This window comes from Neorhizobium huautlense (genome assembly GCF_002968575.1).
Classification (GTDB): Bacteria; Pseudomonadota; Alphaproteobacteria; order Rhizobiales; family Rhizobiaceae; genus Neorhizobium; species Neorhizobium huautlense.
Genome location: NZ_PVBM01000022.1, coordinates 1 through 17255, shown reverse-complemented (window position 1 = coordinate 17255; position 17255 = coordinate 1). Strand labels below are relative to the sequence as shown.

Here is a 17255-nt window from a genome sequence, read left to right as displayed (position 1 = left end):
CGCACGTTAACAACGCGTTGTTGATGCGGCAGGCAAGCGGCGCAATTTCAGCGATTTATCCGGATCGTTCGGCAATTTCTCCCAAGAGGAATCGCAGCGCTGCGGAACGAGGAGATTCGGCAGATCCTAAAATCGCCTTTATTTAACCAATATTTTGCCAAAGTAACCATCACAGGACGCATGAGCCTCAATATTTTCAACTTGAGGTCGAGAGAGGCTGAACAGCCGTTCAGACTACTCGTCGTGGGATTTCATGAATCCGCCGCCTTTGCAGGCGACTTTTCTTCCGTGCCCTTAATCACGAGAGGGAAAGGAACAAAGACATGTCCGTACTGCAAAAGAGCATCTCCGCGGGCCTCATGGCACTTACGGTAGCTGGCGCTTTAACGGCGGCCGCTCCGGCTGCTCAAGCCCGCGACCGACATCATGACGACGTCTGGACCGGCGTCGCAGCCGGGCTTGCGGGCGGCATCATCGGCGGTGCGATCGTCTCCGGATCGCAGCGGCCGGTTTACGTAGAGCCGGAATACGATTATGCACCGCCGCCGCCGCGGCGCGTCTACTACCGCACCCAGTATGCACCGCGCTGCCATTATGAATGGGTCGAGAACGAGTGGGGCGAAGCCTATCGCGCCCGCGTCTGCCCGCGCTACTGACCCGACAACAGCAGTTCATGCCAAGCCCGCGCTCGCACGAGCGCGGGCTTTTTCTTTCAGCCGGTGGGGCTCCATGGGGCGACGAAATGGAGCGAGACCCGGTTCCCCCTCTCGCAATTGCGAAACATTCACTTGACTTTTGCCCCCAGATCCACCAAATGCGCATCAGCTTTCACCTTCCGGCCGCCGCGTGAGCTGGCCCCGCGTTCAAAATAACCGCGAAGAAGGAACAAGGCGCATAGATAGATCGCCCTGACCCTCAGGGTTTAAGCGCTGGAAAGCAATTTCCAACTTGCAAGTTCCCACTTCACGCGGGGTTCTTGACGCCACAGGCAGACCGGACGGCATGGTGCCGGCCCCGGCATAGGCTTGCGGCGCCCCGAAAAGGTATTCGACTTGACGAATTTCCAAGAGCTTGGCCTTGCCAAGCAGCTCGTAGCCACTCTTTTTGCGCTTGGTTACGAAACGCCCACGCCGATCCAGGCCCAGGCGATCCCACAGCTTCTCGAAGGCCGCGACATGATCGGCCTGGCACAGACCGGCACCGGCAAGACCGCTGCGTTCGGCCTCCCGCTCATCGAAATGCTCCTGAAGGACCCCAAGCGTCCCGACAACCGCACCACCCGCACCCTCGTGCTGGCGCCGACCCGCGAACTGGTGAACCAGATCGCTGCCAACCTGAAGAGCTATGTCCGCAACACGCCGCTGAAGATCAACGCCGTTGTCGGCGGCGCATCGATCAACAAGCAGCAGCTGCAGCTGGAAAAAGGCACCGACATTCTCGTCGCCACCCCCGGCCGCCTGCTTGACCTGATCGCCCGCCGCGCAATCGGCTTGACGACGGTGCGTTACCTGGTGCTCGACGAAGCCGACCAGATGCTCGACCTCGGCTTTATCCACGATCTGCGCAAGATCTCGAAGATGGTTCCAAAGAACCGTCAGACGCTTCTGTTCTCCGCCACCATGCCGAAGGCGATCGCCGATCTCGCAGCCGACTTCCTCAAGGATCCGGTCCAGGTATCGGTCACCCCTCCGGGCAAGGCTGCCGACAAGGTGGAGCAATTCGTCCATTTCGTCGTCGGCAAGAACGACAAGACCGATCTTCTCAAGAAATCGCTCGAAACCAATCCCGATGGCCGCGCCATGGTCTTCCTGCGCACCAAGCACGGCGCAGAGAAGCTTTCAAAGCATCTCGAACATATCGGCTTCAAGGTTGCCTCGATCCACGGCAACAAGAGCCAGGGTCAGCGCGAGCGGGCGCTGAAAGCATTCCGCGACAACGAGATCCGCGTGCTCGTGGCAACCGACGTCGCTGCCCGCGGCATCGACATCCCCGGCGTGACGCATGTCTTCAACTATGATCTGCCGGAAGTGCCTGACGCTTACGTACACCGCATCGGCCGCACCGCCCGTGCCGGCCGCGACGGCATCGCAATTGCCTTCTGCGCACCGGACGAAGCCGGTCTTCTGCGTGACATCGAGCGCCTGATGGGCATCGAAATCGCAACCGCCTCCGGCGAGCGTCCGGAGGGCATGAGCCGTCCGTCGCGTGGCGGTGGCAACCGTGGTGGCGCCAATCGCGGCCGCGGCGGCAACGGCGCAGGCCAAGGTCGCGATCGTGGAAACGGCGAAGGCCGTCCCGAGCGCCGCGAACGCCCGGCCCGCAAGCCCTTCTTCGCGGCCGAAGGTGCCGAGGGCGGCGCCCGTTCGGAAGAACGCGGCGAGCGTCAGGATCGTCCGTTCCGTGGCGATCGCCCGCAGCGTCCGCATGGCGACCGTCCGAACCGGGGCGAACGCCGTAACGAGGACTTCCGCGGCCAGCGTCGCGGCGAAGAAGCACCGCGTTTCGAAGCCGACAATGATCTTTCCACGACGTCGGATTTTCGCTCCGCCAAGAAGCAGTTCGGCCCCAGGGATGGGATAACGGCCGGCGCCGAAGGCAGACCGGCTCGCAAGGAACATCGCAAGGGCAATGGCGGCCAGAACCCGCATGCGGCACATGCCCCGCATGAATCCGGCAACCAGCGCAAGGCGCATAACGGCGGCCAGGGCCGTCCGGCACATGCCGGTCAGCCGCAGGGTGAAAACCGCGGCCCCGTCCGTTTCGGTAACGATAACCGCAATGGCGGCCAGCAGGGCCGCAAACGCAGCCGGGCATGAACAACGACTAAAAAAGAGGCCGCTTGAAGCGGCCTCTTTTTTGTCATTTGACGGCAGCGTTTCCGCCGTCTGCAAAAAGCGCTGTCCCGGCGACGAAACTTGCCATGGGGCTGGCAAGAAAAAGAGCGGCCCGGGCAATCTCGTCCGGCTGCGCGATCCGTTTCATTGCATGCAGCCCGGCCGCCCATTCCTTCTGCGCCGCGTCACCGGCCATAGGGGTGTCCGTACCGCCGGGCAATAGCGCATTGGCGCGAATGCCTTGCGCCCCATAGTCGGCTGTAATCCCCTTGACCAATCCCATCAAGCCCGCCTTGGAAGCGCCATAGGTGGCCATGCCGGGAATGCCGACGCTGGTGCCGACGAAGGTGGAGGTGAAGATGATCGAACCGCCGCCGCGTTCGAGCATGGCCGGGATTTGTGAGCGTGCGCCGAGAAAGGCGCTGGCAAGGTTCATGGTCATGGTCTGCTGCCATTCATCCAGTGTCACCTCCGCCAGCGGCTTGTAAGGCCCGACCGTGCCGGCATTATTCAAGGCGATGTCGAGACCGCCGAAGCGCTCCATCGCCGCATCGATCAGTCTTCGGTGGGTCTCCTCTTCGGCAACATCGCCCGCTACGGCAATCGCGCGGCCGCCGGCACCTTCGATTTCCGAGACAAGCTTCTGCAGTTCCGCCTCCCCTCGCGCATTGGCGACGACGGCGGCTCCCTCTGCCGCAAAGAGCAGGGCGCAGGCGCGACCGATGCCGCTCGATGCGCCGGTGACGATGGCAACTTTGTTATTCAGCATGATGTAGCTCCTGTTGGGTTACATCTGCTGTCTATGGCTGCCCGGCTCCCGCCGACACCCGTATCTTGACCCGAAAAGAAAGCCCCTCAGGCCCGCCGGTTCACCAGGTAGACGCCCAGCACTACGATCACCGTTCCGACGATCATCGGCAGTGTCAGCGGCTCGCCGAAAAGGATCGCGGCCTCGATCGCCACGACCGGCGGCATGAGGTAGATCAGCGAGGCCGCGCGAGACACCTGGCCGCGGCGGATGAGATAGAGCAGCAGGCCGACCGCGCCCATCGAAATGCCGAAGACGGACCATGCCATGGCGAACATCGCCTCGTGCGTCCAATCGAAACGCAGGTTCTCCAGGAGAAGCGCGAGCGGCACCGTCACGATCAGCGCGCCGACGAATTGCAGCGTGGCGATCGAGAAAAGATCACCCTCCTGCAGGTGCCGTTTCTGGTAGAGCGTCCCGTAGGTCACCGAGGTCATCGCGACGAGATTGATCAGCACCGGAAAGGCAAGCCCCGCAAGACCTCGATCGAACACGTCGAGGAGCTGCGGTGAAATCGCGATCAGGATGCCGGCAAAGCCGAGCACCAGCCCGAGCTTCTGCATCGGCCGCAGCCGCTCGCTGATGAAGAAGGGGGCGGCGAGCGCAGTCAGCAGTGGCTGCAGACCGGCAATGATGCCGGACAAGCCCGCAGGCACGCCCTGCCCGATCGCATACCAGACGCCTGACAGATAGAGGCCGTGCAGGAAGATGCCGGAGATGATCGCGTAGCCGAATTGGCTTTTCGTTCGCGGCCATTTCGCCCCCACGACCATACAGACGGCGAAGAAGGCTATCGCGGCAAGCGAGTGGCGCACGACGAGAAAAGTCAGGGGATCGGCGTGCACCACCGCATATTTCGCGACGATCCAGCCCGTGGACCACAGGAGAACGAAAAGGGCCGGAGCCAGGCGATCAAGCATGAGGGATTTTCCGGCTGATTGTCACAAAAGGCAGGTGGCGCCTGTCTATGCGGGGCTGCGTCGATGGTCAAAGCAGAAAAACTGATCACTTCATTGAACAAAGCTTCAAAGGCCTGAACAGCGCTTGGGCATCTGGCGTTTTTGCAGGCAGCAGCACAACCGCCAGGCCGAAGGCGGGAGCTTGCCCGCCCAGAGAATCGGCACATCTATGGATGTGGCGGCGCGCCGAATCCCATGATTTTCAACGCGCCGGAATCTTCGCGGGCAATTGTGCATGGTTCTTGCATTGCGATCTGCGTTGTATTCAAATGGCTGAAAAAAGGGGAACGCGCCTTTGGCATTTGATGAAATGTTGACTGCGGAAAATCTTCCGCGCCCGCCCTACAAGACCTATCACGAATGGTATACCAGTCAGGATGCCGCCCATCTGATCCGCAAGACCCAGGACGCGGAAGACATCTTCAGGAAAACCGGCATCACCTTCGCGGTCTACGGACACGCCGACAGTTCCGAAAAGCTCATCCCCTTCGATATCATCCCCCGCATCATTTCCGCCCGTGAATGGCGCAAGCTGGCGCAAGGCATCGAGCAGCGGGTTCTGGCGCTCAACGCCTTCCTCGACGACATCTACCACAAGCAGGAAATCATCAAGGCGGGCCGCATTCCCCGCGAACTGATCGAGAAGAACGTCGCCTTCCTGCCGGAGATGATCGGTTTCAAGCCGCCCGGCGGCGTCTATACCCATATCGTCGGCACCGATATCGTGCGTACCGGCGAGGACCAGTTCTACGTGCTGGAGGATAATGCCCGCACGCCGTCCGGCGTCAGCTACATGCTGGAAAACCGGGAAACCATGATGCAGATGTTCCCGGAGCTGTTTGCGCTGAACAAGGTGCAGCGGGTCGAGGACTATCCGAGGCTCCTGCGCCAGTCGCTCGCCTCGCTGGCGCCGGCCGGCTGCAAGGGCAAACCGCGCGTCGCAGTGCTGACGCCGGGCATCTTCAATTCCGCCTATTACGAACACTCGTTCCTGGCCGACCAGATGGGCGTCGAACTCGTCGAAGGCGGCGATCTGCGCGTCATCGACGGGCGTGTCAAGATGCGCACGACGAGGGGCTACGAGGCGATCGACGTGCTCTACCGCCGCGTCGACGACGACTTTCTCGATCCCCTCACCTTCCGGCCTGATTCCGCGCTCGGCATTCCCGGCATCATGGACGTCTACCGCGCCGGCAACATCACCATCGCCAATGCGCCGGGCACCGGCATTTCCGACGACAAGGCGATCTACTCCTACATGCCGGAGATCGTCGAATTCTACACCGGCCGCAAGGCGCTTCTGGAAAACGTGCCCACCTGGCGCTGTTCCGAGCCCGACAGCCTGAAATACGTGCTGGAACATATCGACGAACTGGTGATCAAGGAGGTGCACGGCTCCGGCGGCTACGGCATGCTGGTGGGCCCGACGGCCACCAAGAAGGAGCGCACCGACTTCGCCGAGAAACTCGCCGCCAAGCCGAACAATTACATCGCCCAGCCGACGCTGGCGCTGTCCACCGTGCCGATCTTCGTCAACAAGGGCATCGCCCCCCGGCATGTCGACCTGCGCCCCTACGTGCTGGTTTCCGACAAGGTGAAGATCATTCCGGGCGGACTGACCCGCGTGGCGCTGAAACAAGGATCCCTGGTTGTCAATTCCAGCCAGGGCGGCGGCACCAAGGACACCTGGGTTCTGGAAGATTGAGGCGGTAGAATGCTTGGAAGAACTGCAAACGGCCTCTACTGGATGTTTCGCTACATCGAGAGGGCCGAAAATATCGCCCGCCTGGTCGATGCCGGCCTGCGCGTCTCGCTGACCCGCGCCGGTTCGAGCGACGAGGACTGGGACGGGGTGCTGCAGAGCGCCGGCGTCCGCGAAGCCTATTCGGAAGTGCACCCGCAACTGACCGCCGCCGATGCCATCGACTATCTGCTGCGCGACCAGTCCAACCCGTCGAGCGTCATGTCCTGCATCGACTGGGGGCGCAACAATGCCCGCATGGTGCGGACGGCTCTGACGCGGGAGACCTGGGAAGCCACCAACGAGGCGTGGATCGACCTGAAGGCACGGCTTGCCCGCAAGCCGAAACAGGCCGACTTGCCGGAACTGATCGACGGGATCAAGCACCGCTGCGGGCTCATCCGCGGCGCCTTCCATGGCTCGATGCTGCGAAACGACCTCTACAACTTCTCCCGCATCGGCACCTTCATCGAGAGAGCGGATAATACCAGCCGCATCCTCGACGTGAAATATTACGTGCTGTTGCCGGCCGTCAGCCACGTGGGCTCGGCGCTCGACAATTTCCAATGGGAATCGATCCTGCGTTCGGTCTCCGCCCACCGCTCCTATGGCTGGGTCTACGACGGCGAATACCAGTCGGCGAATATCGCAGACTTCCTGATCCTCAAGGTCCAGATGCCCCGCTCGCTTGCCTATTGCTACGAGAAGATCGTCAGCAATCTCGGTTATATCGCCGAAGACTACGGCGAGCGGCTGAAGGCCCATGAGACGGCCGACGCGATCCGTTCGACGCTGAAGCGCGGCTCGATCACCGACATCATGGATCAGGGCCTGCATGAATTTCTGGAAGACTTCGTCAGCCGCAACAATCAGTTGAGTGCCGAGATTTCCGAAGGCTACCGCTTCTACCACTAGGCCCACAGGCACAGGATTTACCGCACATGCGGCTGAAGATCTCCCACACGACCGAATATCTCTACGACCAGCCGGTGCCCTACTCGCTGCAGCGGCTGCGGTTGACGCCGGTCGACGGACCGACCCAGAAAGTCATCAACTGGGCAATCACCGTCGACGGCGCCAAGGTCGAGGCCGGCTACGCCGACCAGTACGGCAACCGGGTCGAGCTTGTATCGGCCGAAGGCACGGAACACACGATCCGCATCAGCGCATCCGGAGAGGTCGAGACCAGCGACAAAGCCGGCGTCTTCGGACCGCATCAGGGCTTTTGTCCGCTCTGGCTTTTCCTGCGCGAGACGCCGCGCACCAAGGCGGGCAAGCTGATCAAGGGCCTCGCCAAAAGCCTGACGGGCGACAGCGAGCTTGCCAGGATGCACGCGCTGATGGAGACGATCCACGGAACGGTCGCCTATACGCCGGGAACGACCGACACCGAGACCACCGCGGAAGAGGCCCTGGAGGCGAAGACCGGCGTCTGCCAGGACCACGCGCATATCTTCGTCTCCGCGGCCCGGCTCCTCGATATCCCGGCCCGCTACGTTTCCGGTTATCTGCTGATGGAAGGCACTACCGAACAGGTGGCAACCCATGCTTGGGCCGAAGTGCACCTGCCCGGCCTCGGCTGGGTCGGGTTTGACGCCGCGAACAATATCTGCCCGGACGACCGTTATGTGCGGATCGCCTCCGGGCTCTGCTACCGCGACTGCGCGCCGGTGTCCGGCATGCGCCTCGGCCTTGCCGGCGAAAACCTCAAGGTTTCCCTGACGGTCGCGCCGAGCCAGACGCAAAGCCAGAGCCAGAACGGTCAAAGTCAGAGCCAGACGCAGGGATAGGAGATCATTCTCAACACGCCGCAAGCCCGGCGCCACCTCCGCATGCTCTGCTCCTGCTCCGAAAAACGAGGTGAGGCATGCTGTTTGGGCAATCCGTCTTTCAGTCGGTGCTGACGCGGCTGAGGGACGAACGCGGTGAGGACGACGCCGAAGAGACGGATGCCGGTTTCCGCATTAGGGGGCTCGGCCTCGGTTTCGTCGTTCCGACAGACAACGGCCCAACCGACGCCGCGACCGGGACGGAAGCCTATTTCGCATTCCTGCCTGAACTGGCGGATATCGAGCCCGCCTTACATGAGCTCGAGCCGGAAGGCTCGCCGGCACCACAGATCCCCCCTCACCTGCTTCGCCTGACACAGGAAGAGATTGCAGAGGAACTCGCAATTTCCGCCACCGATACGGAGGCGACGCTTGCCGAAAAGCGGCGGCGGTTCGCCAAGGCCAACCACCCCGATGGGATCGCGCCGGAATTTCGCGACAATGCCGATATCCGCATGAAGACGGCTAACCTGCTGATCGACACGGCAATCAAGGGGCTTTCCTGGCGATAGCTTGCGTCAGGCGACCTGGCCTTGAGGGACGGCGGATAGGCAAAGTCAGTCCCTCGGCTCCTCCGAAGGCTTTTCTGCCGGTATGCTGCGCTTTTCCACAAACAGCTTGTAGGTCGCATAGGCGCCCACCGCGCCGACAATGATCCCCCAGAACGGCTCACCGGTATAAAGCTCGAACCCCGCCCAGACGAAGCAGACGGCGACAATCAGAAGCCGCCGCCAGAGCGGTGCGTAGAACGGATGGTTCGGATCGATCATGTCTTATTCTCCTGCCGCGCGAACAGGGGGATGCGGCCTTGAGAGAATGATATCCTGGTCCACGATCGAAAAAGCAAGATTGAGATGGCCTTCGAAGACAAGCGACGGCTCGTCCGGCGCCACCGTCAGGGCCGGCATGCCCCCGAGCCGCACCACCTGCGCTTCGGAAAGCCCCTCTTCGATGCCTGCCTGCAGAAGATCCTGATGCCGCGTTCCCGGCCCGGTGATGTAGACCGGCATATGGCCATGCAGGCTGAGCAGGCGCGAAAGCCCGTTTCCGAGCGCAACGCCGGCCTGCCGGAAGGCGAGCTGCGCCCTGCGATTGCCCTGCCGGGCCTGCGCGGCGATCTTGTCGATCTCGGCAAGCGGCACGAACTTGGCCGGAATGGTATCGATCGGCACTTCGAACGCGGTGCGCAGGATGGCATAAAAGCCCGCATAGGCCTCGATGCAGCCACGGGCTCCGCAGCGACAGAGGGCTCCGTTGGGGATATGCAGCATATGCCCGAAATTTGGAGCCGATATGTCCGGCCCTGCCGCCGTGCCGCGGCGTCCGATCCCCAGGCCGATGCTGTGGCCGAGCGAAAGCGCCGCAAGAACCGGTTCGCCTTCACGCTCCTTTTTTTCCTCGCGTTCCAGAAGCGCGCCGGCAACGAGCAGGGTCTCGTTGTTGAGGATGACTTTCGCGTGCCACTCGCCCTTTAATACCGCGGTGAAATCCACCGGCTGGGCGCCGAAGACCGGCGACCAGACAAGGACAGGTTCCGACGCATGCGCCAGGCCCTTGCTGCTGACCGAGACCAGCAGGACCTCGTTCGGACCGATGCGCGAGCGGGCGAGCGCTCGTGCCAGCGCTGCCGAAATGGAATCGATGAAGGCCGCAGTACCGCCCTCCCCACGCGGCTCGGCAAACCGGTCGAGGAGCGTGCCGGCATAATCCACCAGGGAATACTGAATGGAATCCGATGAAATAATGACGATGATCAGGTAGCCGCAATTGCGCCGCTGGCTGAAGAGCACGCGCGGCCGCCCCCGGCCCGTCGCCGCCTGCTGCTCGATCTTTTCGATGACGCCTGCACGCTCCAGCTCGGCCGTGATGGCGGATATGGTGGCCGAAGCAAGGCGCGTCGCCTCGGAAATCTCGGTGTGGGCGAGACGGCCATGGCGACGCAATGCAGACAGCACGAGTGCGCTGTTCTGCTGCCGGACCAGTTCGGTACTCGATTTCGCCAGCATGCCTTCCGGGGTTCTCCTCGCCTCTGTCGATACGGCAGCGCCCTGTCCTCCACAAGTGCCGATTGACAGCCATTTGAATCTCTGACATCTAATTTCTCGACTGTCGAGAAAAAAGCTCGGAGGCTTTGCCCGACAGGTAATCTGGCGGGGGGAGAGCACGGAGGCTTTTGGCCCATCCGCCGTCACTCGGGAGGACATTATGAGATCTTTTGTAAAGCTGATGGCCGGCGCGGCCATCCTCGTTTCCATGCAAACCGCCGCCATGGCAGCCGACCTCGTCGTCGGTGTATCCTGGTCGAACTTCCAGGAAGAACGCTGGAAGACGGACGAAGCCGCGATCAAGAAGGCGCTCGAAGCTGCCGGTGCAAAGTACATTTCCGCTGACGCCCAGTCTTCCGCCGCCAAGCAGCTGACCGACGTCGAATCACTGATTTCGCAGGGCGCCAACGCGCTGATCGTGCTCGCCCAGGACAGCGACGCCATTGCGCCCGCGATCGAAAAGGCAACGGCCGAAGGCATTCCGGTTGTCGGCTACGACCGCCTGATCGAAAACCCTGAAGCCTTCTACATCACCTTCGACAACAAGGAAGTCGGCCGCATGCAGGCGCAGGGCGTCTTCAAGGTGAAGCCGGAAGGCAACTATGTCTTCATCAAGGGCTCGTCTTCCGACCCGAACGCGGACTTCCTGTTCGCCGGCCAGATGGAAGTGCTGAAGGCAGCGGTCGACGCCGGCAAGATCAAGAATGTCGGCGAAGCCTATACGGACGGCTGGAAGCCCGAGAATGCCCAGAAGAACATGGAGCAGTTCCTGACCAAGAACAACAACAAGGTCGACGCGGTCGTCGCATCGAACGACGGCACTGCCGGCGGCGCGATTGCGGCACTCGACGCGCAGGGCCTGGCAGGCTCGGTACCGGTCTCCGGCCAGGATGCCGACAAGGCCGCGCTCAACCGCGTTGCCCTTGGCACCCAGACGGTTTCCGTCTGGAAAGACAGCCGCGAACTCGGCAAGACCGCTGCTGAAATCGCCCTCGCACTCGCTTCCGGCAAGAAGATGACCGAGATCCCGAACGTCCAGACCTTCGACGGCGGGCCGAAGAAGCAGAAGATGCAGTCGGTCTTCCTGAAGCCCCTGCCGATCACCAAGGACAACCTCGACGTGGTCATCAAGGCCGGCTGGATCAGCAAGGCTGAAGCCTGCCAGGGCGTCAAGGCTGGCGCGGTCGCAGCCTGCAAGTAAGAATGGCCATATCCAGCCGATAAACATGCCGACGCCGCAGCGTTTCTGCCGCGGCGTCGGCTTTCGGCGTAAGATGCGCGGCCGCGTGAACAAGCGAGAAGCGGCAAAGCGCCATTGAGAGGTGCTGACCGGCCGGTGATTTCCGGCTGCAATGCCTTCAAAAAGGTGGGGAACGGCGAAAGATGGCCGATACAATGCAAACCACAACGAAATCGACGACATCGGGGGGGACGGGTCAGGCGGAGGGCAACCTGCTGTCGCGCTTCTTCCGCGCAACCGAGATCGACACCCGCATGCTCGGCATGATCGGCGCGCTGCTGATCATCTGGGTCGGTTTCCACATATTGACGGGCGGCCTCTTCCTGACGCCGCGAAACCTCTGGAACCTCTCGGTACAGACCGCCTCCGTCGCCGTCATGGCAACGGGCATGGTGCTGGTCATCGTGACCCGCAATATCGACCTTTCGGTCGGTTCCATCCTCGGCTTCACCGGCATGATCATGGGCGTGCTTCAGGCCCGGCTGCTGCCGGAAATGCTGGGATTCAATCATCCCGCCATCTGGCTGATCACGCTCTGCGCCGGACTGCTGATCGGCGGCCTGATCGGCACGCTGCACGGCGCCATCATCGCCTTCCTCAACGTCCCCTCCTTCATCGTCACGCTCGGCGGTCTGCTTGTCTGGCGCGGTGCCACCTGGTTCGTCACGAGCGGCCAGACAGTTGCCCCGATGGATGCAAATTTCCGCCTGATGGGTGGTGGCACGGAAGGGTCTATCGGCGCCACCTGGAGCTGGGTCGTCGGCTTGCTGGCCTGTCTTGCGATCGTCGCGGCGATCATCAATGCAAGGCATCAGCGCAAGCGCTTCCACTTCCCCCGCCGGCCGGTATGGGCCGAATACGTGCTGGTCGCGCTCGGCTGCGCCATCGTGCTCGGAGCGGTCTATATCGCCAATAACTATTACTGGCCGATCAATATCGCCCGCCGCTACGCCGAAGCAAACAACATTGCCTGGCCGGAAGGCGGACTGTTCATTTCGCAAGGCATTGCGGTGCCGGTTCTGATGGCGATCGCCGTCGGTATCGTCATGACCTTCATCGCCACCAGGCTCCGCTTCGGCCGTTATGTCTTTGCGATCGGCGGCAATCCTGAAGCGGCAGAACTCGCCGGCATCAAGACGCGCTGGGTGACGGTCAAGATCTTCGCGCTGATGGGCGTGCTCTGCGCCATCGCCGCGGCGATCTCAACCGCCCGCCTCAACGCTGCGACCAATGCGCAGGGTGAACTCGACGAGCTTTATACCATCGCCGCGGCGGTCATCGGCGGCACGTCGCTTGCCGGCGGCATGGGATCGATCGCCGGCGCAATGCTGGGGGCGCTCGTCATGCAGTCCCTTCAGTCCGGCATGGTGCTGCTCGGCATCGACACGCCCTTCCAGCGCATCGTCGTGGGCATGGTGCTCGTCGTCGCCGTATGGCTCGACACCGTCTATCGCGCCAGAGCCAAGTAAATAGGAGTTTTCATCGTGACGGACCAACACACTCCGCTCGTGGAAATGAAGAACATTTCCATCTCCTTCGGCGGGATCCACGCTGTCGAGAACGCCTCGGTCGACCTGTTTCCCGGCGAGGTCGTGGCTTTGCTCGGCCACAACGGCGCCGGCAAGTCGACGCTGATCAAGATCCTGTCGGGCGCCTACAAGCGCGATGCCGGCGACATCCTGATCAACGGAGAGCAGGCCGATATCCGCAACCCCCGCGATGCCAAGAAGTTCGGCATCGAAACGATCTACCAGACGCTCGCCGTGGCCGACAATGTCGATGCCGCCGCCAACCTCTATCTCGGCCGCGAACTTCAGACCAAGTGGGGGACGCTCGACGATGTGGCGATGGAAGCCAACACCCGTGAGGTGATGGGCCGCCTGAACCCCAATTTCAAGCGCTTCAAGGAGCCGGTGAAGGCGCTTTCCGGCGGTCAGCGGCAATCGGTGGCGATCGCCCGGGCCATCCTCTTCGACGCCCGCATCCTGATCATGGACGAGCCGACCGCAGCGCTCGGACCGCAAGAGACGGCGCAGGTCGGCGATCTCATCAAGCAGCTCAAGCGCGAGGGGATCGGCATCTTCCTGATCAGCCACGACATCCACGATGTCTTCGATCTGGCCGACCGGGTCTTTGTGATGAAAAACGGCAAGGTGGTGGGCCACGCGCGCACCGAAGACGTCACCAAGGACGAAGTGCTCGGCATGATCATCCTCGGCAAGGTGCCGCCCGGCGCGACCCCCGGCCCCGGCGCCATGAAAGTGGCGTGATTTGCGTCAATCCATTGCCTGCCCGCCTTTCCCGGTCCGCCGCCGTGGAGAGGCGCGGCAAGGCGGAACCGGAAACTCTCCTCCGGTTCCGCCTATTCCGCCGAAATCGACATCCGTTGAAATTGGCGATTGATGCGGCGAAGATCCTGGGTTAAGAACCTGCCATCGGACAGGGCGAGTCATCGCCTCACGGTTAGCACCCGTAGCTCAGCTGGATAGAGTGTTGGATTCCGATTCCAAAGGTCACAGGTTCGAATCCTGTCGGGTGCGCCAATATTTTCAAGCGGTTACACCCGCTCGGGGTCTGCGCTGCTGATTGCGCTCCCTTGGTTCGTCGCTATGACGGCTGCTGTGGGCGATCCGATCCGATAGTTTTGGCCCACTTCTAAATTCATGTTTCTGGACCATGGACATAGGGGATTCTTCGCCGACTGATCGGCTGGGCGATATCAACCTGCGGCGGAGGGTCTGATTTGGGCCGTGATCGAATTGCGAACGCGAGGCGGCCGGAAGGCCTATTCAATCAGCTCCGAGAATGAAGTGACGAGAACGCCAGCTTTCGGCAAACCAATCACTTTGATGCCGTTGGGAAGCGTAGCGCGATAGTCCTGATGAAGGTGACCATGTACGATGGTCTTTACGCCCAACACCTCCGCAAGGTCGTCGATTTCGGAATGCCCGTAGCGATGGGATGATGGCGATTCATGCGTGATCAGTAAGTCTGCTTCGAGCGCGGCCAGGGCGTTGAAGTCCTCAGGGAATATCGTCGACCGATGACGCAGGGGCAGCCCATCACGCCACGTCGATCTTGAATGGGCGCTGACATACTCGCTACGTGTATTGAACTTGGGGATGCCGCCAGCGTTCTGAGGATGCCAGACGTCGGCGTGAAATACACCGCCCAAGCCCGCAACCCGAACGCCGTCCAGTTCAACGACACGACCGGCAAGGTTGCTGTTCGAGAGACCGGATTCAAAAACGAAGTCGTGCCAACTTTCCCGGTCGGCGTCGTGATTACCATGGATGAAAAAGATGCTCGAACCGACCAACGTCAGGTCCGCCAGTTCAATATCTAGGGGCCGGTCAAGGTCGAAGTCACCAAGGAAAATTGAGTAGGCCGGGTGAACCTTCCGTATCAATTCGCGCACAGGACGGAAGTTGCCATGCGGGTCGCCAAAGAAGGCGACGCTGTCAGTTCGATTAAGTTTCAACACGATGTCCCGCTATCAAATGCGCCCTGACGCACCCTAAACCCTGGCAGATTACCGAGCGATAAGCGGTCAATGTCTCCCCGTCGATCTCCCTCTTTTTTTATCGCCAATGTATCCAATAGCTAAATTAAAAGTTGCGACTCGATGTCGTTTCTAGTCGTATCTTGGTACTCATCAGGGGGACCAATTTGCCGAAGAAACTGCGACTGCCGCTTGAGAGATGGGAAATCGCCTTGGTGAAGGCGATGCTGGCTAGGGGCGGATATAGCGATCAAGAAATCCTTGCGTACTTTACGCGGCCGACACGGTCGGTGAACCATCGTGTCATTTCGGAGATCAGGACGGAAGCCAAGCATAAGTCTGTTAAGCCCGCGACCGACGACGACTTGAGCGATTTTCTCGCCACCTGGCCAGACATTGATCCGGCGTCTGGTTTGAGCGTGCGCGGTGACGAGCTGCTGATCAAGGCTCGTGAGGCAATGATCGCAGCCGTTCACACCTTCAATGGCGCAGGGCTTACCTTTCGAGCGGAACTGTTCATCGTCACCAGCGTCATCGCCTGGACGTACCTGATGCATGCCTTCTATCGACGTGAAGGCATCGACTACCGCTATAGGAATCCTGACGGCACTGTCAAAAAAACGGCGTCAGGAGAGGACTGCTATTGGGAACTAGGCATGTGCCTCAAGCATGCGAAATGCCCAATTCCAGCCGGTGCCCTGAGAAACCTGGAATTCCTGATACTCATCCGGCACGAGATTGAGCATCGTATGACCAGCCGGATCGACGACGCGGTCAGTGCGAAGATGCAGGCCTGCTGCATCAACTTCAATGAAGCGATCAAAAAGCTGTTCGGTGGCCAGTACGGTCTAGAACGTCGCCTTCCCATTGCCCTGCAATTCGTCACGTTCAGTTCTGACCAGCGCTCGATCCTGAAGAAGGCTAGTTCCCTTCCGGCCCACATCGAGACGCTGATGGAAGAGTTTCATAAAGGCCTTTCAGACGAACAGCTGACCGACCCGGATTTCGCATACCGTGTAGTTTTCGTACCGAAGCTTGCCAACAGAAAGTCCGCCGCCGACCTGGCGGTTGAGTTCGTCAAGCCAGGGTCTGAAGAAGCTGCTGAGATAAACCGGGTGCTGCTCAAGGAGGTCGAGAAAAAACGGTATCTCGGCAAGCAGATCATCGAAATCATGCAGGCGGAAGGGTATCCGAAGTTCAAACAGGGAAGTCACACGGCTTTGTGGCAGGCCCTGGATGCGAAAAATCCCGCTAGTAACTTCGGGCGTGACGGCGAATACAAAGGGATGTGGGTCTGGTACGAGAATTGGCTCCAGCGTGTTCGCGCCCATTGCCAAGAGCACGCATCAGATTACCAAGATGTAGCCGATTGAACTTACGGCAGCACAATGCAATGAGGACAATTCCGCATTTTTAGCTGCTGGCCATCTCTACTAGCCACAGATATGTCTGCCAAGCACCCGTCCCAAAGCCTAATACTGTTGCCAAAAGTCCCACAGCCTTGGCCCACCTGCTTTCGAATAACCTGTCCAAGGCTACACCGTAGCCTCGCGAGGCAGTATGCAGTGTACCGTTTATCATCTTGCGCATTACAGAGTGTAAGAACCCGACCTTGCTGAGCGTCGAATTATGCATTCGGATGAACTCATTGTTCTGGAAGGCACTTACCTCTTCTTCCCCGCTCAGAACGTGTCTATGAATTCCACCGTTCATTTCCATTAAGGATCGGAGTTTCGGGTGTTTAGCGTAGTCGCCCCCGTACCTGTCTGCGAGAAGGTCGTTGAGATTAAGTCGACGCTCCACGGGTATAACAGGCGCGTCTCGTCCACCCAGCACCCGATAACGGTGTTCGAGGTGCTCGAAACCGTACGTTAGATTTCGCATGTTCCAATGGACCCAAAATTTATCTCTGCGATCTCTAACGAACGCATAAAAGCCTCGCAGAAGCTCGCGCTCGACTTTGTCGAATTGGTCGCGCACTGCCTCGCGGTTGATGTGCAACTCCTCCGCAACCGAATGTGTTGAGAAGCTTACGGTCTGCTCTGTACTGAAATGAGCAATCGCAATCGAAGTTATCCGAGGGGAGAGTGCCTCGTTGTCGTCATATAGGCTCTGGCAGGAGTAGTGAATGATGTAAAAATTTTCAGGATGAGCTTTCAGCTCTTTTAGGGTATCCGTCCGAGCGAGACCGCCTGTGAATATTGAGTAAAACAGTTCAGACCCTGTCCTTATTCCCATGCATAAGGACAGTTGGACGGATGGAGATTTTGGGAGGAGACAGCGGGTCTCGGGTGAGC

Annotated in this window: 16 protein-coding genes and 1 tRNA gene; 11 read left to right on the top strand and 6 right to left on the bottom strand. The window is 60.5% G+C overall.

Annotated elements, in window-relative coordinates:
• Nucleotides 1-323: 323 nt before the first annotated feature.
• Entirely contained in the window at nt 324-656 is a 333-nt protein-coding gene (locus C5L12_RS20820) for a hypothetical protein (protein WP_105373980.1), read from the top strand.
• Nucleotides 657-1052: 396 nt separating this feature from the next.
• The gene (locus C5L12_RS20815; RefSeq protein ID WP_105374050.1) at nt 1053-2816 is read left to right on the top strand and encodes a DEAD/DEAH box helicase; all 1764 of its coding nucleotides are present in this window, start codon (nt 1053-1055) and stop codon (nt 2814-2816) included.
• A 43-nt stretch (nt 2817-2859) separates the two neighbouring features.
• On the opposite strand, the gene C5L12_RS20810 is transcribed toward C5L12_RS20815, so the two are convergent.
• Both C5L12_RS20810 and C5L12_RS20805 read right to left on the bottom strand, forming a co-directional pair.
• Nucleotides 2860-3603 carry an SDR family oxidoreductase gene (locus tag C5L12_RS20810; RefSeq protein ID WP_105373979.1) on the bottom strand — a complete coding sequence of 248 codons (744 nt, stop codon included), beginning with the start codon at nt 3601-3603 and terminating at the stop codon, nt 2860-2862.
• An 86-nt stretch (nt 3604-3689) separates the two neighbouring features.
• Nucleotides 3690-4562, bottom strand: coding sequence for a DMT family transporter (locus C5L12_RS20805; protein WP_105373978.1), 873 nt, complete (start codon nt 4560-4562; stop codon nt 3690-3692).
• A 334-nt stretch (nt 4563-4896) separates the two neighbouring features.
• Here C5L12_RS20805 and C5L12_RS20800 point away from each other — a divergent pair, with 334 nt between their 5' ends.
• From C5L12_RS20800 to C5L12_RS20785, 4 genes are all read left to right on the top strand, one after another.
• The gene (locus C5L12_RS20800; protein ID WP_105373977.1) at nt 4897-6306 is read left to right on the top strand and encodes a circularly permuted type 2 ATP-grasp protein; all 1410 of its coding nucleotides are present in this window, start codon (nt 4897-4899) and stop codon (nt 6304-6306) included.
• A gap of 9 nt (nt 6307-6315) precedes the next feature.
• Nucleotides 6316-7257 carry an alpha-E domain-containing protein gene (locus C5L12_RS20795; protein ID WP_105373976.1) on the top strand — a complete coding sequence of 314 codons (942 nt, stop codon included), beginning with the start codon at nt 6316-6318 and terminating at the stop codon, nt 7255-7257.
• A 26-nt stretch (nt 7258-7283) separates the two neighbouring features.
• A complete protein-coding gene (locus tag C5L12_RS20790) occupies nt 7284-8132 on the top strand; it encodes a transglutaminase family protein (RefSeq protein ID WP_105373975.1) in 849 nt (282 codons plus the stop codon).
• Between the two features lie 77 nt (nt 8133-8209).
• Complete coding sequence (locus C5L12_RS20785; protein WP_105373974.1) at nt 8210-8683, top strand: hypothetical protein; 474 nt, start codon at nt 8210-8212, stop codon at nt 8681-8683.
• Between the two features lie 45 nt (nt 8684-8728).
• On the opposite strand, the gene C5L12_RS20780 is transcribed toward C5L12_RS20785, so the two are convergent.
• Both C5L12_RS20780 and C5L12_RS20775 read right to left on the bottom strand, forming a co-directional pair.
• Nucleotides 8729-8941 carry a hypothetical protein gene (locus tag C5L12_RS20780; protein ID WP_105373973.1) on the bottom strand — a complete coding sequence of 71 codons (213 nt, stop codon included), beginning with the start codon at nt 8939-8941 and terminating at the stop codon, nt 8729-8731.
• A gap of 3 nt (nt 8942-8944) precedes the next feature.
• Nucleotides 8945-10177, bottom strand: a complete 1233-nt coding sequence (locus tag C5L12_RS20775) for an ROK family transcriptional regulator (RefSeq protein ID WP_105373972.1) — start codon at nt 10175-10177, stop codon at nt 8945-8947.
• 199 nt (nt 10178-10376) lie between these two features.
• On the opposite strand from C5L12_RS20775, the gene xylF reads away from it, so the two are divergent.
• The 4 genes from xylF (at nt 10377) to C5L12_RS20755 (ending at nt 13999) form a co-directional block, all read left to right on the top strand.
• Nucleotides 10377-11417 carry a D-xylose ABC transporter substrate-binding protein gene (gene xylF, locus C5L12_RS20770; RefSeq protein ID WP_105373971.1) on the top strand — a complete coding sequence of 347 codons (1041 nt, stop codon included), beginning with the start codon at nt 10377-10379 and terminating at the stop codon, nt 11415-11417.
• A 194-nt stretch (nt 11418-11611) separates the two neighbouring features.
• On the top strand, nt 11612-12925 hold the full coding sequence (locus tag C5L12_RS20765; protein WP_425350816.1) for a sugar ABC transporter permease: 1314 nt from the start codon (nt 11612-11614) through the stop codon (nt 12923-12925).
• Between the two features lie 15 nt (nt 12926-12940).
• A complete protein-coding gene (locus C5L12_RS20760) occupies nt 12941-13726 on the top strand; it encodes an ATP-binding cassette domain-containing protein (protein WP_105373969.1) in 786 nt (261 codons plus the stop codon).
• A 196-nt stretch (nt 13727-13922) separates the two neighbouring features.
• Nucleotides 13923-13999 (top strand) — tRNA-Arg (locus C5L12_RS20755).
• A gap of 242 nt (nt 14000-14241) precedes the next feature.
• On the opposite strand, the gene C5L12_RS20750 is transcribed toward C5L12_RS20755, so the two are convergent.
• The gene (locus C5L12_RS20750; RefSeq protein ID WP_065276697.1) at nt 14242-14937 is read right to left on the bottom strand and encodes a metallophosphoesterase family protein; all 696 of its coding nucleotides are present in this window, start codon (nt 14935-14937) and stop codon (nt 14242-14244) included.
• Between the two features lie 188 nt (nt 14938-15125).
• Between C5L12_RS20750 and C5L12_RS20745 the strand changes: the two genes are divergently transcribed.
• A complete protein-coding gene (locus C5L12_RS20745) occupies nt 15126-16331 on the top strand; it encodes a DUF3644 domain-containing protein (protein WP_245422986.1) in 1206 nt (401 codons plus the stop codon).
• A 40-nt stretch (nt 16332-16371) separates the two neighbouring features.
• Here the strand turns inward: C5L12_RS20745 and C5L12_RS28470 are convergent.
• Nucleotides 16372-17255: hypothetical protein (locus tag C5L12_RS28470; protein ID WP_205839367.1), on the bottom strand; the 884-nt coding region annotated here is incomplete at its 5' end.